Below are 21876 nucleotides of genomic sequence, written 5' to 3' on the forward strand. Positions count from 1 at the left end.
GTTTTGTCGCCATCGCGTCTTCATGGTCCATCTGCAAGGGGTTGCCACGGGTGGAGGGGCACCGTTGGGAGCGCCCGCCCGGTGATCTGGGCACCAGCCGGACTGGTGGGCTGGTGCGCGAGAGCGGCCGGACAGGCCGCGCCCGGCATGTGTCCGCGCACGCCGGAGCGGAGCGGCCTCGATGGCCGCGTGCCCCGGAGTATAGCGGACGCGCGGCGGATCGCCACCAGCGCGCCCGTCCGGTCTGGTTTTCAGAAGAAGCCGAGCTTCTTCTCGCTGTAGCTGACCAGCAGGTTTTTCGTCTGCTGGTAGTGCTCTAGCACCATCTTGTGTGTTTCACGACCGATTCCGGACTTCTTGTAGCCGCCGAAGGCGGCGTGCGCCGGATAGACGTGATAGCAGTTGATCCACACACGCCCGGCTTCGATGCCGCGCCCCATGCGGTAGCAGGTGTTCGCGTTGCGCGACCAGACGCCCGAACCGAGGCCGAATTCGGTGTCGTTGGCGATGGCCAGGGCCTCTTCCTCGGTGCGGAAGGTCGTGACCGCCAGCACCGGGCCGAAGATCTCTTCCTGGAAGATGCGCATCTTGTTGTTGCCCTTGAAGACGGTGGGCTGGACGTAGAAGCCTTCCTTGAGCACGGCGCCGAGATCGGGCGTGCCGCCGCCGGTGAGCAGTTCGGCGCCCTCGTTCCGGCCGATGTCGATGTAATCGAGGATCTTCTTCTGCTGCATCAGCGAGTTCTGGGCGCCCATCATGGTGGTGGGGTCCAGCGGGTTGCCCTGCTTGATCGCCTTGACGCGGGGCAGCGCGCGCTCGATGAAGCGCTCGTAGATCGATTCATGCACCAGCGCGCGGCTGGGGCAGGAGCAGATCTGGCCCTGGTTGAGCGCGAACAGGGCGAAGCCTTCGATCGCCTTGTCGAGATAGTCGTCGTCATGGTCCATGACGTCGGCGAAGAAGATGTTCGGCGACTTGCCGCCCAGTTCCAGCGTCGCCGGGATCAGGTTTTCCGCCGCGGCGTGGGCGATCATCTTGCCCGTGGGCGTGGAGCCGGTGAAGGCGATCTTGGCGATGCGGTGGCTGTTGGACAGCGCGGAGCCGACATCGCGGCCCAGGCCGTTGACGATGTTGAGCGTGCCGGGCGGGAACAGGTCGCCGATCAGTTCCATCAGCACCAGGATGCTGGCGGGGGTGGTCTCGGCGGGTTTCATGACCACGCAATTGCCGGCGGCCAGTGCCGGGGCCAGCTTCCACGAGCCCATCAGCAGCGGGAAGTTCCACGGGATGATCTGGCCGACCACGCCCAGGGGCTCGTGGAAATGATAGGCGATCGTGGTGTCTGTGATTTCGCTCAGCGCGCCTTCCTGGGCGCGGATACAGCCGGCGAAATAGCGGAAATGGTCGATCGCCAGCGGGATGTCGGCATTCAGGGTCTCGCGGATCGGCTTGCCGTTGTCCCACGTCTCGGCACGGGCGAGCAGGTCGAGATTCTGCTCCATCCGGTCGGCGGCCTTGAGCAGGATCAGCGAGCGGTCGGCGGGCGACGTGTGAGCCCAGCCCTTGAATGCCTTGTGGGCGGCATCCAGCGCCAGTTCGATATCCTCGGCGGTGGATTGCGGGACCTCGCACAGCACGCTTCCGTCGACCGGCGTGATGTTGGACATGTAGGTGCCCTTGACCGGGGCGACCCATTCTCCGCCGATATAATTCTCGTAGCGTGCCTTGAAGGGGGGCTGTTCGTTGACAGACATGCGGACACTCCTTGGACTGCGACGGCCCTATCCGACAGGTGGCCGGAAAGGGAGCCGGACATCAAACAGGACCGGGCTGGTCCAGTTGTTGTATACCGCGTTATATAGACAGGGGGGCGTCCGGCAATCGGGTTGGAGGTCACATCCGCGTGAAAAATGGCACTGAGTGCCATAAACGGCTTTAAAAAATCTTATGTAAAAATTGACTTGTTTTGAAAAGAGCAGCCCGGCTAGCACGAGTCCTGCATCAGGTGCCGCCCAGTGCGCCGGTGCCGAAGGCGAGGCCGGCGGCGGCGATCAGGGTGGCGTAATAGGCGTCTGACCGGCTGATCTCGGCATCCAGCAGGCCGTTCTGGGCCAGTTGGGCCTGGGTGATCGAGCCGGTGCCGCTGCGATAGGCGGTCAGGGCGGCGTCGAAGCTGGTCTGGGAGGCCGTGCGCAGGCTGGTGGCGGCGGCGTAGGCGTGCAGGCCGGTGCGGACGGCGTTTTCCGCCGCCACGATCTGCTGGATGGAGTCGTTGACCGTCTGGCGCAGGGTGACTTCCGCGCTGTCCGACTGGTCCTGCGCCTGTTTGACCACCGCCGCGCGCAGGCCGCCGTCGAAGATCGGCACGCTGATGCCGCCGAGAACCAGGCTGCTGAAGCGGTTGGCGGAAAGATTGAGGGTGGGAGCGGAATCGCTGCCGATTCCGGGGACCGACGTGAGGTTCATCCGCCCGGTGGCGTAGGAGACGTTGCCGGTCATGAAGATGCTGGGCAGGAACGCATCGCGTGCCGCGCTGACGCGGCTGTGCGCCGCCCGCGCCGCTGCGTAGGCGGCGAGTACGTCGGGGCGCCGCGCCACCGCGCGCTTGACCATGTCCTCGCTCAGCCGGGCGTCGTCCTGGGTCAGGGGGCGGCCGGAGACGTCTTCCAGGCCGATCCTTGTGTCGGCGGAGACGCCGGTTGCGGTCAGCAGGGCGAGGTAGGTGTTTTCGTCCTCGCCTTCGGCCTGGACCAGGCGGAGGGCGACCTGGGCGGTGGCCTGCCGGGTCTGGGTCACGTCGAGGATCGTGCCCTGGCCCTGGTGCAGGCGGGCCTCGGCGGCCTGCTGGACATGCTGGGCGTTGTCCAGGGCGGTGTGCAGCAGCCGGACGCGGGCGGTGGCGGCGGCGTGGGTGTAGAAGGCGGTGGTGACGGCGTAGATCACCTTCTGATGCGCCGCCGTGAACAGCACATTGGTGGCGATCTGGGCCTGTCGCGCGGCGGCGATGGTGGCTTCGCGCCGGCCGAAATCGAACAGCAGCCATTCCAGGCCCAGCGTCTGGACCTCGCCCGCGCCGGAATTGCGGGTGCCAGGACCGTTGGCAAGGGGCAGGGTGCCGTAGCCGTTGATGGCCAGCGACGCATCGGAGGTCTGGCCATGGCTGTGGGACCAGCCGCCGACCACCGTGGCCGTCAGGTGCGGCAGGTAGGTGCTGCGGGCGATGCCGACCGCCAGGGCGGCGTCGCGCGCCGTGTTCCAGGCGCGGCGGGTCTGGGGATTGGCGGATTGCGCGATGTCGATCAGGTCGGCCAGCGTGTAGGGCTGCGCCGTTCGTGCCGGCAGGGCGGGCGACGCGCCGCGTGTGACGACCTCCGGGTCGGCGGGGAGGCTGTAGCCGGGCGGCAGCGTCAGGCCGCGCTTTCCGTGACCGGGGGGGACGATCGCGCCTTCCGTCGTGACATCGGGCGTCCACGGGCGGTCGGGGCGCGGCGGAGCGGTGGCCAGTTCGGAGGTGGCGCAGCCGGCGAGCAGCAGCAGGGTGGCGGTGGCGGTGACGGTCTGGCGGTGGCGGGTCATGAGGCGCGGGCTTCTACTGCGGCGATGCGTGTGGCGGTTTCGGTATGAGGGTCGGTCAGCATGTCGGCGCCGAGGCGGGCGGCGTCGGCGAAGCCGGTCCGGAACGATATGATTTGGTCCATTTCCGCGCGCATGTGGATCGGTTCGGCCAGGGCGTATTCCACCTGCCGTTCGCCCTGCGAGACGGCGGATTGCAGGGCCGCCACGCAGGCGGCCTGATCCTGCCGCGTCGTGGCCGCGTGCTGGCGGCGCAGCAGGGCCGCGACCGCGTGCAGCCGCCGGGCGATGCCGTCATAGGCGCTGGTGGGCCAGAAGCTGGTGAACATGGCGTAGGTGATGGCGTTGCCCACCATGATGCCGACGATCCGGTCGCGGGCGGTGGTCATGTCGCTGGTCGGGCTGTAGCCCTTGAGGTCGGTCAGGTAGAAGGCCAGGCCGATCTGGAAGCCTGCATAGGCGATCCGCTCGTCGCCCGTCTTGACCCAGGCGGCCAGCAGCGAGACCGCGAAGACCAGGATCAGGAAACCGGTGATGTCCTGAAGATGGGGCTGGACGAAGACGATGGCGGCGATGCCGATGGCGCCCCCGATCAGGGCGCCGCTGATGCGGAGTGTCAGCTTGGCGATCATCTCGCCCATCGTCGGCTGGGCGACGATGAAGCAGGTGATGATGCAGGTGTGGATGCCCGGCCAGTCGACGATCCGGAACAGCAGGTAGCTGGTCATGACGGCGGCGGTGCCTTTCACCGCGAAACGGACATGGGTGGGGTTGGTGAACGCATCGGGGGTGAAGAAGCCGCTTTTCTTTTCCGCGGGTGTGTCCGGCTGTTTCGGCGTCGGGGCGGGCGTGGTGAAGACGGCCAGCAGCGCGGCCATGGTGGCGCAGGCCGGCCGGTCGGCGGGTGTGGCGGGTGCGGCGATGGCGGTGGGGTAGTCGCCCTCGGCAAAGATGGCGGCCATGTGCTCCAGCGTGTCGATCAGGGCCTGTGGGGGCGGGGCGTCGGGGGCGCGTGTGGCTTCGGCCTCCGCCAGGGCCAGCACGGCGACGGCGGAGACCGCGGCCTGATGCAGGCAGGCGAGGTCGGCCGGGCGCCAGAGCCGTTCCAGGCCGGCCATGCGCAGGGATTTCGCCATGCCCGTGGCGCCTTCGCGCAGCAGGTCGGTGGCATGGGCGCGGGCTTCGGCGTCGGTGCCGCGCAGCAGGGCCGCGCTGACGCGCAGGCGGGCGGCGATGTCGTCGGTCAGGACCCGGCGCGGCGAGGGGCAGATCAGCAGGCCCAGCACGATCATCACCGCGCCGGGCACCGCCAGGAACAGGTCGGTATAGAGCAGGGCGCGGGTGACGACTTCGCCGACCGGCACCTGGTCGATGGCCACCAGCCCGTAGACCACGATCAGTCCCAGCATATAGGCCATCGGCTTCAGCTTGCTGGCCGAGCCGAGGAAGAAGAAGCCGAGCGACAGCAGGGTGATGGCGGCGACCAGCGCCAGCGGGTGATCCAGCGTCAGGCCGATCAGCCCGTAGATCAGCAGCAGCAGGATCAGGATCAGAATATTGACCGCGATGCCGGCGACCGCGTTGGTGACACGGTCTTTCTGCCACAGCGCCATCGTGACCAGCGCCGGCACCGCGAGGTCCGGCACCTGCCAGATTTCGCCGACCAGCACCGTCGCCGTGCAGCCGGCCGCCATGCGCAGCGCGTAGCCCAGCCGGCCCGGCGTGGGGTCGCGCACCAGGCGCCAGAGGCGTGCCGGGGTCAGGGGGGCGTCGGTCATGTCAGGGACAGGCGGCGCCATGACGGATTTCGACCGTGGCCGTGGCGCCCATGCGCAGCAGGGTGGGGGTGGCGCCTTGCAGGCGGACCCGCACCGGAAAGCGCTGGGCGACATGCACCCAGTCCATCTCTCTGGGCACCAGCGGCAGCGACCGCGCCAGAACGGCTGAGTCCGCCGACAGCACGCCCCAGCCGATGCTCTCCACCCGGCCCTGGATCGGGGCGCGGCGGTCGATCATCGAATAGACCGTGGCGCAATCGCCGGGGTGGACCATGGGCAGGGTGAGTTCGCGCAGGTTGGCCACCGCGTACCAGGCGTCGTCGGCGATCAGGGTGAACAGCACCTGCGAGGGGGCCAGGACTTCGCCGGCCTTGACCCGCAGGCTGGTGACGTAACCATCGGCCGGGGCGGTGACCGTCGTCTGGCGCAGTTCGTAGCGGCCGCGGTCCAGTGCCGCCTGGCTGGCGGCCTGGGCGGCCGTGGCGCTGGCGAGGTCGCCGATCGCGACATCGGCCGCCGCCGATTGCTGGCGGGCCTGGGACAGCGAGATTTCGGCGTCGTTCCGCGCCACTTTGGCCTGGTCGTATTGTTGCAGCGGGACGTAGGCGTGGCTTGCCAATGGCGCCAGGCGCGTGACCGTCCGGTCGGTCAGGTCGCGGTTGGTCTGGGCGCGCGTCACCTGATCGCGGGCGGTGGCCGCCTGGGCGGTGCGGACGGCCAGCAGGCGGCGCTGGTTCTCCAGTTCCGCCGTGGCCAGCGCCAGGTTGGCTTCGGCCTGGCGCACCGTCAGCGCGTAGGGTTCGGGGTCGAGGCGGTAGAGCAGATCGCCCTTGTGGACATGCTGGTTCTCGTGCACCGGCAGGTCGATCAGCCGGCCGCCGACCACGGAGGCGACATGCACCAGTTCGGCGTCGATGGCGGCGCTGTCGGTGGATGGATAGGAATCGTCCTGATGGGCGACATGCAGGCCCGCGAGCGTGGCGGCACCGATGCAGACCACGGCGATGAGAATGCCGATGCGGCTTTTGCCGCCCATGCGTACCCGCTCCATGCTCATGGCCCGAACGCCAGCGCCCACAGGGCGAGGGCGGCCAGGGTGCCCAGGGCGACATAGGTGAACAGCCGGAAACTGAGCAGGGCGTCGATGCCGGTCAGCAGGAAGACCACGCGCAGTCCGACGGCCACCGCCACGCCCGTGAGCGCGCACAGCATCCAGGCCGGGAAATAGGCGCCGACGATCGGGAAGGAAGGCGCGCCGTGCAGCGCGCAGCCGTTCAGGGCGAGGAGGGGGAGCAGGTTTGTTCTTTTTGGGGATAAAAAGAAGCAAAAAGACTTTTGTCTCATTGGGCTCCGCATGGGCTGGCAGGATTCCATCACTCTCCCTTTAGAAGGTTTTGCCGGTTCTTTTTTCAAAAAAACGGAAAAAAACGATCAACTGCGTAACAGCGGCGCCATCAGGCCGGCCAGCCAGTCGGCGAACACCCGCACCCGGCGGGCGGCGTGGCGGCGATGGGGGTGCAGCAATGTGAGCGGCATGGGCTCGGCGCGCCAGTCCGGCAGCAGGTCGACCAGCGCGCCGGAGCGCAGATGGTCCTGCACGTCGAAGGCCGGGACCTGGATCATGCCCAGCCCGGCGAGGCAGCAGGCGATCAGGGCTTCGGCGCTGTTGACGGTGACGCGGCCGGGCAGGGTGAGGGTGCGCAGCGTGCCGTCCTGGAGCCATTCCCAGGGTTCCACCCGTCCGCTGGCGGGCGAGGCGTAGCGCACGGCCTGGTGGGCCGGGAGGTCGTCGGGGTGGCGGGGGATGCCGTGCCGGGCCAGATAGGCCGGGCTGGCGAGGTTGAGCAGGCGGAATTCGCCCATGCGGCGGGCGATCAGGGCGGAATCATGGATCGGGCCGACGCGGAGCGCGCAGTCGGTGCCGTCTTCGATCAGGTTCACGGCGCGGTCGGTTACGCCCAGTTCGATGGTGATGTCGGGGTAATGGGCGAGGAAGTCGGGCAGGGCGGGGGCGACGACCAGCCGGCCGATGCGGCCGGGCATGTCCACCCGCAGCGCGCCGCGCGGCCCGGCGGGATCGCGGCGGAACTGGCTTTCCGCTTCCTCGATGTCCGCGACCAGACGCACGCATTGTTCGTAGAAGGCCGCGCCGTCGGGCGTGGGGGCGACGCGGCGGGTGGTGCGGGCCAGCAGGCGGGTGCCCAGCCGGGCCTCGAGGTCCTGGATCGCGGTCGAGACCGTCGAGCGCGGCAGGTCCAGCGTGGCGGCTGCGCGGGTGAAACTGGCGCTTTCCACCACGCGGGCAAAGATGCGGAACAGGTCGATGCGGTCCATCGTTTCCCTCCAGACTTTCGCGACATGGGAGTGCTTGTTCGGATTCTACGACATGTGTTGTTCGGAAACGCAAATTTATCCGCGTTTTTGGAATGATATCGTGGGCCGCATGATCTCCCGCATCCGGCGGGGGTGGGACGGGAAGGAGCCATCGAGATGGCCGATCACAGCATTAGCGGAAAGACGGTCCTGATTGCCGGCGGGGCGAAGAATCTGGGTGGGCTGATCGCGCGCGACCTGGCGGCGGCCGGCGCGAAGGCGATTGCGATCCATTACAACAGCGATTCCTCGCGGCCGGAGGCTGAGCAGACGCTGGCCGATATTCGCGCGGCGGGGGCCGAGGCGGTGGCCCTTCAGGCCGACCTGACCACGGCCGGGGCCTGTGCCGGGCTGTTCGCCGATACGGTGGGGGCGATCGGTCGGCCGGATATCGCGATCAATACCGTGGGCAAAGTGCTGAAGAAGCCGATCGTCGAGACCACCGAGGCCGAATTCGACGCGATGGCGGCGATCAATTCCAAGGCGGCCTACTTCTTCATCAAGGAAGCGGGGCTGTATCTGAAGGACAACGGCAAGCTGGTGACGCTGGTGACGTCGCTGCTGGGGGCCTATACGCCGTTCTATTCGACCTATGCCGGGGCCAAGGCGCCGGTGGAGCATTATACCCGCGCCGCCTCGAAGGAATTCGGCGCGCGGGGGATTTCGGTCAACGCGGTCGGGCCGGGGCCGATGGATACGCCGTTCTTCTATGGGCAGGAGGCGCCGGAGGCCGTGGCCTATCACAAGCAGGCGGCGGCGCTTTCGGCCTTCAGCCCCACGGGCCTGACCGAGATCGAGGACGTGGCGCCGTTCATCCGTTTCCTGGTTTCTGACGGCTGGTGGATCACCGGACAGACCATCCTGATCAATGGCGGCTACACGACCAAGTAATCGGGCCGGTCGGCAGGTCGTTCCTTCCGCGATCCGGCTTTGCGCCGGCTGGGGCCGTGTCTATGGTGACGGTCCGGGCGGCGCGGCATGGCGCCGCCCCTGTTCGTTTCGGGGGGACGGTTCTTGGGTCTGAAGCAGCGCCATATTCTGTTCATGGCATTGGGCGGGTCGGTTGGGGCCGGATTGTTCCTCGGCTCGGGCGGGGCGATCCAGCAGGCGGGAACGTCGGTGCTGCTGGCCTATGTGCTGTGTGGGATCGTCGTGTTCCTGATCGGCCGGGCGGCGGCGGAACTGGCGCTGTCCGACCCCGAGGGGCGGACGCTGAACGCCTTCGTCGGGCGGTATCTGGGCGCGCGGATGGAATTCCTGGTCGGCTGGAGCTACTGGCTGATCTGGACGCTGGTGTGCATTTCCGAAATCACGGCCGCCGGCATCTTCGTGCGTCATTGGATGCCGGACGTGCCGCAATGGGCGGTCGCCGCCGTGCTGGGAGGGGTGCTGCTGGCCGTGGGGTCGCGCGCCGTGGCCACCTTCGGCGAGATGGAATTCTGGCTGGCCATCATCAAGATCTGGGCCATCCTGGCGCTGATCGGTTGCGGGCTGGTCACGATCCTGGGGCATGTCGGGCCGGGGGGCGCACATGCTTCCTTCGGCCATCTGTGGGATGCGGGGGTGATGCTGCCGCACGGGATGGCGGGGTTTGCCGCCATTCTGCCGATGGCGCTGTTCGCCTTCGGCGGCACCGAGATCATCGCGCTGACGGCGGCGGAGACCGATGACGCCGTGCGTGTGCTGCCGCGCGTGATCAACGGCATCGTCGGGCGGATCATCGTTTTCTATGTGGGTAGCCTGGCCGTGATCATGGCGATCGTGCCATGGGGCGAGGCGGATGCCACGCACAGCCCGTTCGTGCTGGCCTTCCAGCATATGGGGCTGCCGATGGCGGGTGAAGCGATCAATGGCGTGATGGCGCTGGCGGCGCTGTCGTCGTGCAATGCCGGGTTGTATGCCACCAGTCGCACGCTGGCGTCGCTGTCGGAAAGCGGCATGGCCTCGGCGCGGCTGCGCGAGCGCTCGGCGTCGGGGGTGCCCGCGATGGCGTTCGCGGCTTCGTTCGCGACCGTGCTGGCGGGCGTGGTGCTGAATTATTTCCTGCCCGACCGGCTGTTCGGTTACGCGATCCAGGGTGTGGCGTTTCTGCTGATTTTCGTCTGGGCGTCGATCATGGTGGCGCATCTGGCCTATCGGCGCAGCGTGGATGGCGCGCGCAGGGTGGTGGCGGCGCTGCCGGGGGCGCCGGTCAGCAATTGGCTGGCCATCGCTTTCCTGCTGGCGATCGGGCTGGATATCGTCTGGGGCGGGCGGTTGTATGTGCCGTTCCTGCTGGATGCGGCGTGGCTAACGGTGCTGGTGCTGCTGCATGGCCGGTTGTCGGCGCGGCGGGCCGGGGCCTCGGTGGTGTGAGGCCATCGGCGGAACATGACGGCCCGTGAGCCTTGTTTCGGGCGCTGCGCCCGGCTTTACGCGCCGGTCGTGGCCGCGGCCAGCACGGCTTTCACCAAGGCTTCCATGTCCACGCGGCCGTCGATCGTCACGTCCGTTGGCCAGCCGTCGAATCCGACGGTCGGAGCGGCAGACCCCTCGGCAGCCTGACGGCTCAATTCTGCCCGTGCCGCGCCCATGGCGCGCGCCATCGTCAATATGTCCATGGATGGGTTTTCCCTCACGTTGGAGCCATGTGCAATCCTTGGCCGTGGATCTGCCGTGACCTGCCGGGTCTGGCGGGATGTCGGCTGGGCATGGGCATGTCGCCATGGTCGGTCACGAATCACGCGTGGCGCGAATGCGCTGTTCTGGGATGGTCGGGGAAGCGAGACGGGGACGAGGCACTGGATTGCGTTGTGCGTGGCTGTTGTGACGCTCGCTGGGTGCGGTCAGCAGCCGATGGTCCAGAGCCCGACGATGTCCCGGTAGGGCGCCAGGCGCAAGCCCTCCAGCCGGCGCAGCAGCAGAGCCGCGACGGCAAGCGAATCCATCTCCATGATGGGCTCCATTGGCGAGCAGGAATCAAAAAGGCCGCCCCGAGGGACGGCCTTGCGAACTTGCGCATAATCGCAAGCCAGCCTGTCGGCGGCCCGCGCGCGCGGGGGAAACCCGTCTTTATGTAGATACAGAAAATCTTGACGCCCTCATTAAATGTAGCTACAAGAATGGTCATGGACATTGAGTTCGATCCGGCCAAACGGGCCATCACACTTTCCGAGCGCAGGCTTGATTTCGCCGACGCCGCGATCGTGTTTTCGGGCCTGACCGCGACGGTGCCGGATGATCGCAAGGACTATGGTGAAGAGCGGTTCATCACCGCCGGCGATCTCGATGGCCGTCTGGTTGTTCTGGTCTGGACCCCGCGCGGCGCGGCTCGCCGCATTATTTCGATGAGGCATGCACATGACCGAGAAGAAGCTCTCTGGCGCGCCCGCATGGGTTGACCCGGACGATGCGCCGGAACTGACCGAGGCGTTTTTCGATCAGGCCGAGATCCGGCAGGGCGAGAAGGTCGTCCGGAAAGGTCGGCCGCGTTCGACAAACCCGAAGAAACTGGTGTCGGTGCGCCTGGATCAGGATGTGCTGGACGGGTGGCGCGACACCGGGCCGGGCTGGCAGGGCCGGATTAACGATGCGCTACGCGACGCACTGAGGCGGGCTGGATGACGGGACCGACTTGATCTGGAGTTGCTGGGTCAGCAGGGCTACCTGCACCGTCAGGGCGGCGACCTGGTCGCGCGGGGCGACGATCGTGTCCTCCCGCTCGTCGAGATCCGACTTCAGGTCTCTGATCTGGTCCGACAGGTTTTTGATCTGGTCCTGCGCGGCTCGGCCGCCGAAACCGACGAGCCACCGGACGGTAAACAGGAAACCGCCAAATGCGGCGGCGGCCGCAGTCCATCAGGGCTGCGGCGTGATTGCAGGGTCAGACATCAGGACTCCAGGCATAAAAAACCGCCTCGGGGGTGGCGGATCGCGCATGGCGGCGGCCAGATTCCGAGTGTCCAGCGTCAGGCGCGTGAGTTGCGACGCATCGACGGTCGGCACGGCGGCGAAGGTTTCGACGGTCGTACGGGAGTCGGACAGCGACATATCGCCATGCGCCGCGATCTGGCGCGCGGTCGCTTCGGCCGAAACTGACATCGCTTCGTAGTCGCTCCGCGTGGCCCGCAGGTGCTGCGACAGGCTCGCGAGATGGGACTGCTCGCTCTCGGCCGCGACCCCGACCGCGGCGAGCGAGCCGACGGCCACGACGGCGGCCGCAGCAATCCCGACTGGTCCAGACAGGGCTGCGCCGACCAGGCCGATAGCATTTTTCAGGCCGCCCATGGTCGCGATCGCGTTCGGCGCCTGATAGAACGCCGCCTGCATGGCGCTGCCGCCCGCCAGGACCTGATCCGCGAATTTATGCACTTCGTCGGCCAGGATCCCGACCTGATAGCCGGACAGCTTGTGAGAGTGCGTCAGGACATCCGTGGCATCCCGCGCTTTGCGCGCGGCTGCGACTTCCCGCCCGAGCGCATCGACCTCCTTCTGATACCCCGACACGATAGCATCCGCATCGGCCTGCGACATCTTGCCGCTGGCAACGGCGCCCCCGGATTCCTTCTGCGCCGTGGCGAGGTTTACTTCGGCGCGCTGCAAATCGATCGTCTTGCGCGTCACTTCATCGACCGACGCGCCCAGGAGCTGCATGACGGACAGGCTCTGGGCATGCGCTTCCGTCAGGTCATCGACCGCACCCCGTGCCGCGCGGACGGCTTCGACTTCCTGCTTCAGCCGGTCGACCTGAGCCTGCTGATTGGCGATCTGGCCATTTACATCGTCGCTGGACATGCTGCCGCCCGCCACAACCGAGGATGCCATCACCTGCATCTGGGCAAGCCTGCTCTCGGCCTGCTGCAACTGGATGATGCCGCGCGAAACCTCATCCACCGAGCGGCCCATTTTCAGGAACGCAATGGTCGATGCATCGATTCCCCGGCTCAGGGTCGAGGACATGCTGCCGGCGCGCAGGATGTAGGGGACGGGATCGCCACCCACCACGCCGTTGACGCGCGTGGTATAGATGGTGCCGGTCGTTCTGCCGGACTGGATGGCCTCGTCACGCAGGCGGCGCGATTCAGCGGCAACCATGCCGCGCACTTCCGCGCTATTCATGGCCGCGCTGGTATTCAGGGTGATCTGACGGCGGACAACGTCCGACCAGCGGGCAGAGGTTGCACGTCGGGCCATGGGGTGTCCTTTGCTCTTTCGTGATCTTGGATATCGCGTGCGTCGGGCGATCTGTTTGTATATACAATTTGCGTGAGATACGCTTGGGATGAGAACAAACGCCTCAGCAACATCGAGAAGCACGGTGTCGATTTCGTCTCGGCGGTTGATTTCGAGTGGCGCGCCTCTCTGGTCAGGGCCAGCCATTCAGGCGCGGCGGAGCCGAGGCTGATGGCGATGGCTCCGATCCGGACCAGAATTCACGTTCTCGTCTTCAGCATCGAAACACGGTGCGTGCGCATCATCAGCCTGCGGAAGGCCAATGCACGGGAGGTCATCATCTATGGGTCGCAAAAGTAATTTCATCGTGCCGACAGAGGCCGAGGATGCGGAGATCAACCGGGGTATCGCCCAGGATCCCGATAACCCGGAATGGACCGATGCGGATTTCGCCGAAGCGAGGCCGATCGCCGCCGTGGCCCCTTCCATGGAAGGCGTCCGCCGTGTTCGTGGCCCGCAGAAGGCGCCGGTCAAGACGCTGGTTTCCATTCGCCTTGACCCGGATGTGGTTGACCGATTGAAGCAGCAGGGTCGCGGATGGCAGGGCCGTGCCAATGATATCCTGCGCCATGCGGTCGGGCTGGACTGAAAGGCCATAAAGAAGCGCACGCTCCCTCATTGGCCGCCCCGTCAAGAAAAGAAGACCTGCAGTTCCTCGCTGATCTGCTGTGCGCGGATCGTCAGGTAGGCCCGGTCCATGACGATCACCAGATGCCGCACGAACCGCGACTGGCGCGGCACGAGGTCCTGATTGCGGCACCAGGCGTCGATTTCATTGACCGCCAGGCCGACAGGGCGGGAAAATATCTTCTGTTTCCCCATCCCGGCCCCCAGGCCCTCGGTGAGACCTCCGCGCGATGCGTGCAATTCGTGCCAGCATCGCCAGGGGGTCATGCACCACTGCTCCGGGTCTACGCGCTTCTGGAGCGCGTCCAATGCCCTCCAGTTCAGAGGGTGTATCGGACGATCCCCCAATGCTACGAGGCAGGGGCCATGCTCAAGCGCCCAGGACAGGGCGCCGATCAGTTTTTTTCCGCGTCCTCGACTTGATCCTTGTCTTCGATACCGACCGAGGCGACGGCATCGAGCGTGAGGCGCAGCAGAATCACGTTTTCGCGGTGCAAAAGCATGTCGCGGAAGGCCGCGTTATCAGCCGCCAGAGGGGGCGCGGGTGCAATCCGGGTGATCGTGAACGTCCCGCCGACCGCGATCGGATTGCCTTCGATCGTGAGGGTGACGGTGACGGTCTGGTTGGACTGGTTGATATTGGCCCGCGGATTGCGGAGCGCCGCGTTCAGGAAGCGGAATTCGTATCCATCGCCGTCGTCATCCTTGACGGTGATGGCGATAACGCCTCACACGCTGCGCCACCTGGATGATCATGGGAGGCGTGCCATTCGAGATGGTGGCCAAGTATCTGGGCAACAGTGTCGATATGGTGGAGCGCGTCTACGGGCATCATAGCCCGGACTGGCTGTGCAGGGCCGCCGCCGCCCTCTCGGGGTTTTCTGTGCCAACTGGCACAGAGAATGTGCCGGCACACACGAGGAAAAGTAAGGGAAATCATGGTGCTGCTGGACAGGATTGAACTGTCGACCTCTCCCTTACCAAGGGAGTGCTCTACCACTGAGCTACAGCAGCAACGGGGTGGGCGGTTCCTACCGCCTCCGGGGGAGCGTGGCAAGCCCCCTTGGCGAGAAAACATGACCGGGCCGGTTGGTTGCCGGTCATGCCCCTCGCCACAGCGCGGTCAATCGTCGCGGTGGATCTTTTCCATGCGCTCGTGGCGCTCCTGCGCCTCGATCGACAGGGTGGCGATCGGGCGGGCTTCCAGGCGCTTCAGGCCGATCGGCTCGCCGGTTTCCTCGCAATAGCCGTACGATCCGTTCTCGATTCGCAGCAGCGCCTGGTTGATCTTGGAAATCAGCTTGCGAGCCCGGTCGCGGGTGCGCAGTTCCAGCGCGCGGTCGGTCTCGACGCTGGCGCGATCGGTGATGTCGGCTTCGTGAATCCCGCCTTCCGAGAGGCTGGCCAGGGTCTCGTCCGCCTCCTTCAGGAGGTCGGCGCGCCATTTCAGGAGCTTCTGGCGGAAATATTCCACCTGAAGCGGATTCATGAACTCCTCGGATTCCGAGGGCTGGTAATCGGGGGGCAGTGTGATCATGGTGCGCGTCCTTGAATTTCGCCCCTGGACGAGATTATCGCCCGACAGGGACCCGCCGCGAAACGGGCGGCTTATACGCCGGCCTCCGCCATCCGCCAAGCCTGAAGCCGCCCGGATTCGTCTGGAAAAGCGGGTTTCGAATCGGAGTTCCCCTTACGCCGGCCCATGGGGCGTGGTCTGGGCGACCCTGCGCGGGGCCGTGGCCGGAGGCGTCGCGTCGGGGAACGTGGTCTCCCATCCGCCGCCCAGAGCGGAATAAAGCTGCACCAGGTCGGTCGACAGGGTGGCCGTGCTGCTGGCCAGGTCGGTCTGCGCGCCCAGGATTCGGCGCTCGGCGTCCAGCACCGTCAGGAACGTCACCATGCCATGACGATACTGGTCGCGGGCCAGGTCCAGCCCGCGCTGGTCGGCCGCGACCTCGCGCGCCAGGCTGTCGCGGCGCATCTGTTCGTCGCGATAGGCGGTCAGGGCATTATCGACCTCGTGCCACGCGCCCAGAACCGTCTGGCGGTAGGAAATCGCGGCTTCCTGCTGGGCCGATTTGCGCAGTTCGAGCTGACCGCGCAGTCGGCCGCCCTGGAAGATCGGCAGGGTGATCGAGGGGCCGACATTCCAGGCCCGTGCGTTCCAGAACCCCAGGTCGCGGAACGACAGGGACTGGAAGCCGAAGCCGGCGTCGATGGTCACGCGGGGGTAGAACTCGGCGACCGCCTCGCCGACCTGCGCTGTGGCGGCGTGAAGCTGGGCCTCGGCCTGGCGGATGTCGGGGCGGCGGCGGGCCAGTTCGGACGGCACGCCGGCCGGAACGCGCGGCGGCACCGGCGGGATGGCCTCGGCCTTGAGCAGTTCGCCGGCCAGGGCGGCCGGGGGGTCGCCCAGCAGCAGGCTGAGCGCGTTGATCTGCAAGGCGATCTGCTGCTCGGTCTGCGGGATACGCGCCGTTGTGGCGTCGAGCTGGGATTGCGCGCTTTCCACGTCCAGTTCGGTGACCAGTCCGGCCCGGTTGCGCTGGCGGCTGAGTTCCAGCGTGCGGGCGGCGGTGTCGCGATTGTCCAGCAGGATGTGCAACTGGGTCTGCGCCTCGCGCAGGGCCATGTAGTCGCGGGCCAGTTCGGCCATCCGGGCCGTCAGCACGCCGCGCCGCTCTTCGTCCGACGCCTGCATGTCGGCTCCGGCGGCTTCGTATTGCCGGCGGACGCGGCCCCACAGATCGACCTCCCACGTCGCGTCGATACTGTCCTTCCACTGGTCGAAGAGGGGGATCGAGAGCTGGCCCGATTCGTCGGCCAGGCTGGCGCCGCCCAGTTGTCCGCCGAGGGCCTGCTGGACCTGCGGGGTCTTGCCCACGTCGCTGACGATGCGTTGCAGCATCTTGGTGCTGTATTGCGCGCGGGTGTACGACCCGGCGGCGCTGAGGCCCGGATAGCGCTCGGCCCCGGCAATGCGGAGCTGGGCGCGGCTCTGCGCCAGTCGGGCGGTGGCGATGGCGACCGACAGGTTCTGCGACGCCACGCGGCGCTCCAGTGCCGACAGTTCGGCATCGTGGAACACATCCCACCATGCGGGGTCGGGCGTCGCGTCGGAAATGTCGCTGGTGACCCGGCCGGTTGCGGGGCCGGTCGGCGGCGTGGCGCCCGGCCCGGCCCAATGCGGAGGCGTCCAGGTCGCGGGCTTGTGGAAGTCCGGCCCGACCGCGCAACCGCCGGCCAGCGCAGACAAACCGATGATGGCGGCCCGCCAAGAATATCCCTTATGCACCAGACGGTCCCCTGCTTCCCCCGGTCCCGCCAGCGGTCCTATCGACATGACGGGAGGCAATATGACATCATCAAGAATAATGACCGACCGGTTCGGTCATTGCCGATACCCTATCGGCTTTCCCCGTCTGGTCAATCCGTCCGGACCGGAAAGCAATGGTCGCCGGAGGTTCAGTACGCACCATGTCAGCCGCTCAGTCGCCCACCGTGCCGGATCTGCCGGGGATTTCCAGCGCGAAGCGGCGGCAGATCATGGATGGCGCGGCCCGCATCTTTGCCGAGCACGGCTACGAAGGGGCCAGCATGTCGCAGATCGCGCGGGATGCCGGGGTCTCGAAGGGGACGCTCTATAATTACTATGACAGCAAGGCGAGTCTGTTCGCGGCCTTCATCGAGGAATGTGCGTGCGAGAAGCTGCCCAAGCTGTTCGAGACGATCGGGGAGGCGCAGAGCCCCGAGGCCACGCTGGAGGGCATCGCCACCGCGATGATCCGGCTGACCACCTCGCCGCTGTCGCTGATGCTGAACCGCATCGTGGTGTCGGAGGCCGCGACGTTTCCACATCTGGCCGAGACGTTCTGGCAGGTGGGGCCGTGCAAGGCGGTGGGGATTCTGGCCGACTGGCTGCGGGCGCGGACCCGCGAGGGCATTCTGGACGTGCCCGATCCCGAACTGGCGGCCGAACTGTTCTATGCCCTGTGCCAGACGCGGATTACCTGGCGCAAACGTCTGCAACTGCCGGTGGATGCCGACCCCGTCCATATCGCGATGATCGCGCGGACGGTGACGCGGATGTTCCTCAACACGTTCCAGGTCGGCAAGGGGCCGCCGGTGCCGGAACCGGTTCGTGATGAAGCGGTTTGATCCAGATCAAGTCGCTCGGGCGGCATTCGCGCCATCGTTGTGACGGAACAGGCCGAGCCTGCACTCCAAATCATGTGGAAAACCGGGGCTTCGGCCCCGGTTTTTTATTTGGGCTCGTGGGGTTCGGCAGGCCCGTTCCGGTGTGTGGAAACGTCCGTCCGGGCGATCGGCCCGGCGTCCGGCCCGCCTTTCGGATGCGCGCCGTTCGGACGATCGGGCGTGATGGCGGGATTCTGGCGAACTTTCCTGCTATCTCATGCGTTTAAATCTATCCGTCGGCGCAAAAGCCTTCTTTCGCCGTTGCTTCGTTCCTGTTCGTCAGATCCCTCAGCCGGAGGACTCATGTCCGTCGACGTTTCCGCCACGCCTCGCCTTGCTCGCTCTTTTGGCGTTCGTCTCTCTTTTGCCCGCCCGTGTGCCGCCCTTGCGTTGATGGTGGTCGTGCTGCTTTCGGGCATCGTGCCGCGTTCGGCCCTGGTACCGGCGGCACAGGCGCAGGATCGCGCGGCTTCGGCGCAGGGGGCCGTGGCGCCGGATCGTACCCAGTTGCGGCACCTGCTGGATACGCTGGACGATCCTCAGCGACGTGCGGCTTTTTTGCAGGATCTGCGCGCATTGCAGGCGTTGCCGCCGGGGGCCGCCGACGGGAAAGCGGCTGAGGCAGCGAAGGCGGCCAGTGCGCCCGCGCCAGCGGCCGCGGCGGATAAGCCTGCGCCGATCGCACTGGCGCCGGGCAGTCTCGGCGCCGTGGCACTGCATGGGCTGGGCGGCATGGCCGGCACGATTATCCAGCATGTGCGCCATTTCGGCGCGTTATTCAGCGATCTGAGCAGTGTGGGCATCTGGGGGGAGCGGATGATGGCGCCCGGTGCCCAGCGCGACGGCCTTGTGGCTCTGGGGTGGCGGCTGGGGCTGGTGATGTTGGTCGGGCTGGCTGTCGAGCGTGGGCTGGCGATGCTGCTGCATCGCTATCTGGTTCGGATCGATGGAAGGCTGGCGACGCGGCTGCCTCTGCCGGTGGCCGAGCCGATGGTCGAGCCGATGGACGAATCGGACCATGCGGCGACGGCCCTGCCGCCGGGTGGGAGCGTGGCGCCTGACGGGGCCAGTGCCGATCGGGTGCGCGTGCAGGAGGCTACGAGCCGCTGGCGCGCGGCGCGTCTGCTGCGGCAATTGCGGCTGCTGCCATGGGTCGTGCTGCGCCTGGTGCTGGAACTGGCGCCGGTGGCCGCTTTCCTCGGGGTCGCCACGCTGATGGCCAATGTCCTGGCCGGCGATGAGGACGCGGCCCTGCCGGCGGCGCAGATCATGATGATGGTCATCAATGCGTACGCGATCGGTCATGCGGCGATCGTTTTCCTCGCCGCTCTGCTCTCGCCACGGCTGCCGCATCTGCGGCCGCTGCCGCTGGGTGACGACATGGCGCGCAGTCTGACCGCCTGGACGACCGCGCTGATTGTGCTGCCTGTCGCGGCCCTGTGTCTGGCTGATGCCGGTGGGCTGCTGGGCCTGTCGGAACCGGGACAGGATGCGATCGGGCTGGTGATCCTGCTGGCGGAACATTTGCTGGTGGCGGGATTGATCCTGAGAATGCGGCGCCCGGTCGCGGCCATGTTGCAGCCGTCGGCCGTGATGCGCTGGCGGCTGGGGCATGGGCTGTTCGACGGGCTGGCCGACCGGTGGTGGATCGTCGCGCTGGTGCTCGATGCCGCGTTGTGGCTGGTGTCGGCGGCCGATCTTCCCGGTGGCTATATGCGGATCTGGCAACTGTGCGCCATCGCGCTCGGTGTGCTGATCGTGTTCCGGGCGTTGGCGACCCTGCTGTTCGGGTTGCTGGACCGCACATTCCGGCCTGGCCAGGAGGCCGGTGCCGCCGCCGCCGGCGTGGCGCGGCGTGGCGCGCGGTATTATCCCTATGTCCGTCAGGCGCTGGCGTGGATTCTCGGGATCGCGGGTGCGGTCACGCTGTTGCAGGCCTGGGGGGTGCCGGCCTTCGCGTGGTTCGCTGACGGCATGGTGGGGCGCCGGCTGGTTTCGGCCGCCGCCACGGTGCTGGTGGCGCTGGCGATCGGCATCGTCGTCTGGGAATATGTCAACGCCACGCTGGACCGGCAGATCGAGCACTATACCAGCAGCGCGCAGCCGGGGCGGGCGATGCGCCTGCGTACGCTGTCGCCGATCCTGCGCACGGTGCTGCTGGTGTGTCTGAGCATCGTGGTGCTCATGACCGTGCTCAGCCAGATCGGGATCGATATCGCGCCGCTGCTGGCCGGGGCGGGGATTATCGGTGTGGCCGTCGGGTTCGGGTCGCAGAAACTGGTGCAGGATTTCATCACCGGCATCTTCCTGCTGCTGGAAAACGCGATGGAGGTGGGGGATTCGGTGACCGCCGGTGGTCTGTCCGGCACGGTGGAGACGCTGTCGATCCGGACCCTGCGGCTGCGCGCGAGCGATGGGTCGGTGCATATCATTCCCTTCAGCGCCGTTTCCACCGTCACCAACGTCAATCGCGGCCGGGGCAATGCCGCCGTCAGCGTCGATATCGCGCCGGATCAGGATATCGATCGGGTCGCCGCCGTACTGGCGGAGATCGTGCAGGACATGCGCAAGGACCCGGATCTGGCGCCCGGCATGCTGGGTGACCTGCAATATCAGGGGGTGAACGCGGTGTCTTCGCAGGCTGTGACGCTGCTTGGTCAGATCGTCTGCACCGATAAGGCGCGCTGGCCGGTGCAGCGGGCGTTCAACCGCCTGCTGGTGCAGCGCTTTGCCAGCGAGGGCATCCGGCTGGCGCGGCCGGTGCAGACTGTGGAGTTGATTCCAGCGCCTTCGGGGCCGGCGGAGGCGGAGGAGGGTGTGCCGGAGAGCGCGGCCCTGCCCGACGCCCCGGCCGGGGGCTCGCCGCCTGCTCCTCGCTGAAGGCCCGACGAGGTGGCTGCCATCGCGATGATGCTGGCTTCGGATGAAGCAACCTATGTGACGGGAGCGGAGATGAATATCGACGGCGGTCTGCTGGCCGGTTCCGCGGCCGTTCCGACGTGATTTCCAGGGAAATGGTCGGAAAAACCGATTGAAACTCGGGAGGTTTTCTGTGCTCCGTCTCGTTCCCTTCGGGCCCGAGTATTTCCCGCTGCTTTCACAATGGTTCGCCAGCCAGGCGGATGTCGTGCAGTGGGGCGGACCGGCTTTGTCGTTCCCGCTCACGGTGCCACAGCTTGAGGGCATGCTGGCCGAGGCTGAGTCTGTGCCGCCGTCACGCCTGTGCTGGATGGTTACATGCAAAGACGCGATGGTCGGCCATGCGCAACTCGGCTTCGATTGGCGCAACGGCAATGCCCGACTGTCCCGCGTGGTCGTGGCGCCTGCTGCACGGGGGCAAGGGGTGGCGGGGCCGATGCTTCGTCTGATCGTGAACGAGGCGTTCGCGCGGCCCGCGATCGGGCGCGTGGAACTGAACGTGTACACGTGGAACACGCCCGCCATTCGGACTTACGAGAAACTCGGCTTCAGGACGGAGGGGGTACGGCGTTCTGCCGCATGCGTCGATGGGGTGTGTTGGGATGCTGCGATCATGGGATTGTTGCGGCCGGAATGGGCAACATCCGATGGCCCGCTGGATAACCCCTGACGGCCTGATGCGGGCGAACCCCGACGAGGCATCGGGCATCGGGGGCGCTGGCACGGTCTGGGTCGCCGGCGCCCCTCTGCCGCTGATGGCGGTTTATTTGAGCTGGGCCTCGTAGGCGGCGAGCTGGGTTTTGGTGTCGGTGGCGAGTTTGGTCAGGTCGGCGTTCTTGGAACTGGTAATTCCGCTTTCGAGGACGGGTTTCATTCTGGCGTCGTCGCGCGACAGGTAGCGTATGTAGGCGCGGTCGAACGCGGCGCCATGGAAGTGCTGCATCCGGTCGATGATCTTCTGGTTCGCGGCGGATGGCTTGGGGGCCAGGGTGATGGCATGGGCTGATACCAGCTTCGTCAGTCTGTCCTGATTCCCGGTCAGGTCCTTGACCATGGTCGCGCCGAGGGTGGCGATGTCGCTGCGGGCGGCGTTGGTCTGGGCGATTTTGGCCAGGGCGATCCGGGTCAGGTCCATTTCGTTGAGTTTCTGCACGAGATCCGTGTCGGCGATCGTGAGGGTGGGGGCCTGTTGCAGGGG

The 21876-nt window shown here is 66.8% G+C and carries 23 protein-coding genes and 1 tRNA gene; 11 read left to right on the forward strand and 13 right to left on the reverse strand.

Features of this window, described 5'->3' with window-relative positions:
• Window positions 1-251 precede the first annotated feature (251 nt).
• From ABF821_RS12850 to ABF821_RS12875, 6 genes are all read right to left on the reverse strand, one after another.
• The gene (locus ABF821_RS12850) at window positions 252-1754 is read right to left on the reverse strand and encodes an aldehyde dehydrogenase family protein (protein WP_415530249.1); all 1503 of its coding nucleotides are present in this window, start codon (window positions 1752-1754) and stop codon (window positions 252-254) included.
• Window positions 1755-2001: 247 nt separating this feature from the next.
• Window positions 2002-3576, reverse strand: coding sequence for a TolC family protein (locus ABF821_RS12855; RefSeq protein ID WP_415530250.1), 1575 nt, complete (start codon window positions 3574-3576; stop codon window positions 2002-2004).
• On the reverse strand, window positions 3573-5372 hold the full coding sequence (locus ABF821_RS12860; RefSeq protein WP_415530251.1) for an FUSC family protein: 1800 nt from the start codon (window positions 5370-5372) through the stop codon (window positions 3573-3575). Before ABF821_RS12860 ends, ABF821_RS12855 begins: the two co-directional genes overlap by 4 nt.
• Window positions 5353-6402 (reverse strand): multidrug transporter subunit MdtN, encoded by a 1050-nt coding sequence (mdtN, locus tag ABF821_RS12865; protein WP_415530266.1) that lies wholly within the window; start codon window positions 6400-6402, stop codon window positions 5353-5355. The genes ABF821_RS12860 and mdtN overlap by 20 nt, the downstream gene beginning before the upstream one ends.
• Window positions 6403-6404: 2 nt before the next feature.
• Window positions 6405-6695, reverse strand: coding sequence for a YtcA family lipoprotein (locus tag ABF821_RS12870; RefSeq protein WP_182974634.1), 291 nt, complete (start codon window positions 6693-6695; stop codon window positions 6405-6407).
• Window positions 6696-6782: 87 nt separating this feature from the next.
• Window positions 6783-7685, reverse strand: coding sequence for a LysR family transcriptional regulator (locus tag ABF821_RS12875; RefSeq protein ID WP_415530252.1), 903 nt, complete (start codon window positions 7683-7685; stop codon window positions 6783-6785).
• A gap of 156 nt (window positions 7686-7841) precedes the next feature.
• On the opposite strand from ABF821_RS12875, the gene ABF821_RS12880 reads away from it, so the two are divergent.
• The gene (locus tag ABF821_RS12880) at window positions 7842-8615 is read left to right on the forward strand and encodes an SDR family oxidoreductase (RefSeq protein WP_183007755.1); all 774 of its coding nucleotides are present in this window, start codon (window positions 7842-7844) and stop codon (window positions 8613-8615) included.
• An 87-nt stretch (window positions 8616-8702) separates the two neighbouring features.
• Window positions 8703-10079 carry an amino acid permease gene (locus ABF821_RS12885; RefSeq protein WP_415530253.1) on the forward strand — a complete coding sequence of 459 codons (1377 nt, stop codon included), beginning with the start codon at window positions 8703-8705 and terminating at the stop codon, window positions 10077-10079.
• Between the two features lie 56 nt (window positions 10080-10135).
• On the opposite strand, the gene ABF821_RS12890 is transcribed toward ABF821_RS12885, so the two are convergent.
• Window positions 10136-10324: a hypothetical protein gene (locus tag ABF821_RS12890; protein WP_183007757.1), complete on the reverse strand. Its 189-nt coding sequence runs from the start codon at window positions 10322-10324 to the stop codon at window positions 10136-10138.
• Between the two features lie 507 nt (window positions 10325-10831).
• Between ABF821_RS12890 and ABF821_RS12895 the strand changes: the two genes are divergently transcribed.
• Window positions 10832-11104 carry a BrnT family toxin gene (locus ABF821_RS12895; RefSeq protein WP_182974630.1) on the forward strand — a complete coding sequence of 91 codons (273 nt, stop codon included), beginning with the start codon at window positions 10832-10834 and terminating at the stop codon, window positions 11102-11104.
• Entirely contained in the window at window positions 11064-11327 is a 264-nt protein-coding gene (locus tag ABF821_RS12900; protein WP_182974629.1) for a BrnA antitoxin family protein, read from the forward strand. The genes ABF821_RS12895 and ABF821_RS12900 overlap by 41 nt, the downstream gene beginning before the upstream one ends.
• Window positions 11328-11561: 234 nt before the next feature.
• Here the strand turns inward: ABF821_RS12900 and ABF821_RS12905 are convergent, their stop codons facing one another.
• Entirely contained in the window at window positions 11562-12896 is a 1335-nt protein-coding gene (locus ABF821_RS12905; RefSeq protein WP_415530254.1) for a hypothetical protein, read from the reverse strand.
• Between the two features lie 72 nt (window positions 12897-12968).
• Between ABF821_RS12905 and ABF821_RS12910 the strand changes: the two genes are divergently transcribed.
• Both ABF821_RS12910 and ABF821_RS12915 read left to right on the forward strand, forming a co-directional pair.
• Window positions 12969-13235 (forward strand): BrnT family toxin, encoded by a 267-nt coding sequence (locus ABF821_RS12910; protein WP_182974655.1) that lies wholly within the window; start codon window positions 12969-12971, stop codon window positions 13233-13235.
• The gene (locus ABF821_RS12915; protein WP_182974627.1) at window positions 13219-13524 is read left to right on the forward strand and encodes a BrnA antitoxin family protein; all 306 of its coding nucleotides are present in this window, start codon (window positions 13219-13221) and stop codon (window positions 13522-13524) included. The genes ABF821_RS12910 and ABF821_RS12915 overlap by 17 nt, the downstream gene beginning before the upstream one ends.
• 41 nt (window positions 13525-13565) lie before the next feature.
• On the opposite strand, the gene ABF821_RS12920 is transcribed toward ABF821_RS12915, so the two are convergent.
• Window positions 13566-13829 (reverse strand): hypothetical protein, encoded by a 264-nt coding sequence (locus ABF821_RS12920; protein WP_415530255.1) that lies wholly within the window; start codon window positions 13827-13829, stop codon window positions 13566-13568.
• Window positions 13830-13981: 152 nt separating this feature from the next.
• Here ABF821_RS12920 and ABF821_RS12925 point away from each other — a divergent pair, with 152 nt between their 5' ends.
• Window positions 13982-14314 carry a hypothetical protein gene (locus tag ABF821_RS12925; RefSeq protein ID WP_415530256.1) on the forward strand — a complete coding sequence of 111 codons (333 nt, stop codon included), beginning with the start codon at window positions 13982-13984 and terminating at the stop codon, window positions 14312-14314.
• 187 nt (window positions 14315-14501) lie between these two features.
• Here the strand turns inward: ABF821_RS12925 and ABF821_RS12930 are convergent.
• The 3 genes from ABF821_RS12930 to ABF821_RS12940 form a co-directional block, all read right to left on the reverse strand.
• Window positions 14502-14576: transfer RNA gene (locus tag ABF821_RS12930), tRNA-Thr, on the reverse strand.
• A 109-nt stretch (window positions 14577-14685) separates the two neighbouring features.
• Complete coding sequence (dksA, locus tag ABF821_RS12935; RefSeq protein WP_114728646.1) at window positions 14686-15099, reverse strand: RNA polymerase-binding protein DksA; 414 nt, start codon at window positions 15097-15099, stop codon at window positions 14686-14688.
• Between the two features lie 153 nt (window positions 15100-15252).
• The gene (locus tag ABF821_RS12940; RefSeq protein WP_415530258.1) at window positions 15253-16905 is read right to left on the reverse strand and encodes an efflux transporter outer membrane subunit; all 1653 of its coding nucleotides are present in this window, start codon (window positions 16903-16905) and stop codon (window positions 15253-15255) included.
• Window positions 16906-17039: 134 nt separating this feature from the next.
• On the opposite strand from ABF821_RS12940, the gene ABF821_RS12945 reads away from it, so the two are divergent.
• The 4 genes from ABF821_RS12945 to ABF821_RS12960 all read left to right on the forward strand — a co-directional run bounded on the left by ABF821_RS12945 (window position 17040) and on the right by ABF821_RS12960 (window position 21348).
• Window positions 17040-17720 (forward strand): TetR/AcrR family transcriptional regulator, encoded by a 681-nt coding sequence (locus ABF821_RS12945; protein ID WP_415530260.1) that lies wholly within the window; start codon window positions 17040-17042, stop codon window positions 17718-17720.
• Between the two features lie 342 nt (window positions 17721-18062).
• Complete coding sequence (locus ABF821_RS12950) at window positions 18063-20639, forward strand: mechanosensitive ion channel domain-containing protein (protein ID WP_415530261.1); 2577 nt, start codon at window positions 18063-18065, stop codon at window positions 20637-20639.
• A gap of 12 nt (window positions 20640-20651) precedes the next feature.
• A complete protein-coding gene (locus ABF821_RS12955; protein WP_415530262.1) occupies window positions 20652-20762 on the forward strand; it encodes a hypothetical protein in 111 nt (36 codons plus the stop codon).
• Between the two features lie 49 nt (window positions 20763-20811).
• Window positions 20812-21348 (forward strand): GNAT family N-acetyltransferase, encoded by a 537-nt coding sequence (locus tag ABF821_RS12960; RefSeq protein ID WP_415530263.1) that lies wholly within the window; start codon window positions 20812-20814, stop codon window positions 21346-21348.
• A 93-nt stretch (window positions 21349-21441) separates the two neighbouring features.
• Here ABF821_RS12960 and ABF821_RS12965 read toward each other — a convergent pair.
• A partial coding sequence (locus tag ABF821_RS12965; protein ID WP_415530264.1) for a DUF4142 domain-containing protein occupies window positions 21442-21876 on the reverse strand: 435 nt, incomplete at its 5' end.

The organism is Gluconacetobacter sp., from assembly GCF_047721585.1.
GTDB lineage: Bacteria > Pseudomonadota > Alphaproteobacteria > Acetobacterales > Acetobacteraceae > Gluconacetobacter > Gluconacetobacter dulcium.

Excerpts from the sequence above, each read along its gene's own strand:
- ABF821_RS12900 (WP_182974629.1), top strand. The coding sequence starts at position 11,064 with ATGACCGAGAAGAAGCTCTCTGGCGCGCCCGCATGGGTTGACCCGGAC.
- ABF821_RS12875 (WP_415530252.1), bottom strand. The coding sequence starts at position 7,685 with ATGGACCGCATCGACCTGTTCCGCATCTTTGCCCGCGTGGTGGAAAGC.
- ABF821_RS12870 (WP_182974634.1), bottom strand. The coding sequence starts at position 6,695 with ATGAGACAAAAGTCTTTTTGCTTCTTTTTATCCCCAAAAAGAACAAAC.
- ABF821_RS12905 (WP_415530254.1), bottom strand. The coding sequence starts at position 12,896 with ATGGCCCGACGTGCAACCTCTGCCCGCTGGTCGGACGTTGTCCGCCGT.
- ABF821_RS12950 (WP_415530261.1), top strand. The coding sequence starts at position 18,063 with ATGTCCGTCGACGTTTCCGCCACGCCTCGCCTTGCTCGCTCTTTTGGC.
- ABF821_RS12915 (WP_182974627.1), top strand. The coding sequence starts at position 13,219 with ATGGGTCGCAAAAGTAATTTCATCGTGCCGACAGAGGCCGAGGATGCG.
- ABF821_RS12890 (WP_183007757.1), bottom strand. The coding sequence starts at position 10,324 with ATGGACATATTGACGATGGCGCGCGCCATGGGCGCGGCACGGGCAGAA.
- mdtN (WP_415530266.1), bottom strand. The coding sequence starts at position 6,402 with ATGGAGCGGGTACGCATGGGCGGCAAAAGCCGCATCGGCATTCTCATC.
- ABF821_RS12855 (WP_415530250.1), bottom strand. The coding sequence starts at position 3,576 with ATGACCCGCCACCGCCAGACCGTCACCGCCACCGCCACCCTGCTGCTG.
- ABF821_RS12850 (WP_415530249.1), bottom strand. The coding sequence starts at position 1,754 with ATGTCTGTCAACGAACAGCCCCCCTTCAAGGCACGCTACGAGAATTAT.
- ABF821_RS12895 (WP_182974630.1), top strand. The coding sequence starts at position 10,832 with ATGGACATTGAGTTCGATCCGGCCAAACGGGCCATCACACTTTCCGAG.
- ABF821_RS12880 (WP_183007755.1), top strand. The coding sequence starts at position 7,842 with ATGGCCGATCACAGCATTAGCGGAAAGACGGTCCTGATTGCCGGCGGG.
- ABF821_RS12885 (WP_415530253.1), top strand. The coding sequence starts at position 8,703 with ATGGCGCCGCCCCTGTTCGTTTCGGGGGGACGGTTCTTGGGTCTGAAG.
- dksA (WP_114728646.1), bottom strand. The coding sequence starts at position 15,099 with ATGATCACACTGCCCCCCGATTACCAGCCCTCGGAATCCGAGGAGTTC.
- ABF821_RS12940 (WP_415530258.1), bottom strand. The coding sequence starts at position 16,905 with ATGTCGATAGGACCGCTGGCGGGACCGGGGGAAGCAGGGGACCGTCTG.
- ABF821_RS12860 (WP_415530251.1), bottom strand. The coding sequence starts at position 5,372 with ATGGCGCCGCCTGTCCCTGACATGACCGACGCCCCCCTGACCCCGGCA.
- ABF821_RS12945 (WP_415530260.1), top strand. The coding sequence starts at position 17,040 with ATGTCAGCCGCTCAGTCGCCCACCGTGCCGGATCTGCCGGGGATTTCC.
- ABF821_RS12920 (WP_415530255.1), bottom strand. The coding sequence starts at position 13,829 with ATGACCCCCTGGCGATGCTGGCACGAATTGCACGCATCGCGCGGAGGT.